This is a genomic window from Yoonia sp. R2-816 (assembly GCF_046762905.1).
Classification (GTDB): Bacteria; Pseudomonadota; Alphaproteobacteria; order Rhodobacterales; family Rhodobacteraceae; genus Yoonia.
This window is the reverse complement of sequence record NZ_JBKQXN010000108.1, coordinates 1-403: the sequence shown is the minus strand read 5'-3', so window position 1 is coordinate 403 and position 403 is coordinate 1. Positions and strand designations below refer to the sequence as shown.

The window sequence follows — 403 nt, the reverse complement described above, 5'->3', positions numbered from 1 at the left end:
CATCGGGCTGTCCTGTGCGGTTGCGGAAGTTGTGATCAGAGCCAATGCGGCCAGTGCCTGAAGGATTTGTGTTTTCATGATCGTCTCCTTATCTAAATGTCATCGTGTTGTTTCGATGTGCTCTTGTCCCGTACCAACCGCATCTAACTCAAATACCTAAAACCTATCCTTCAATAGGAAAAAACTATGGCAGTTGCCTTGGTGTGCAGCGCTAAGGATGCTGATTGAGGAGACGACAATGGAAATGAACCAGATCAGGTATTTTCTTGCGGTCTGCGAGCATCGCAATTTCACCCACGCCGCCAGTGCGGCAAATGTTTCCCAACCGTCTTTGACAACGGCCATCAAGAAACTCGAGGACGAACTCGGTGGCGCGTTGTTCATCCGGGATCGAGCCGGATCC

General features: G+C 50.4%; 1 protein-coding gene. It reads left to right on the top strand.

From position 1 onward, the window contains the following. Positions 1 to 217: 217 nt before the first annotated feature. Positions 218 to 403 (top strand): LysR family transcriptional regulator (locus ACFWW2_RS01945; RefSeq protein ID WP_393925679.1); only part of this gene is annotated, 186 nt, incomplete at its 3' end.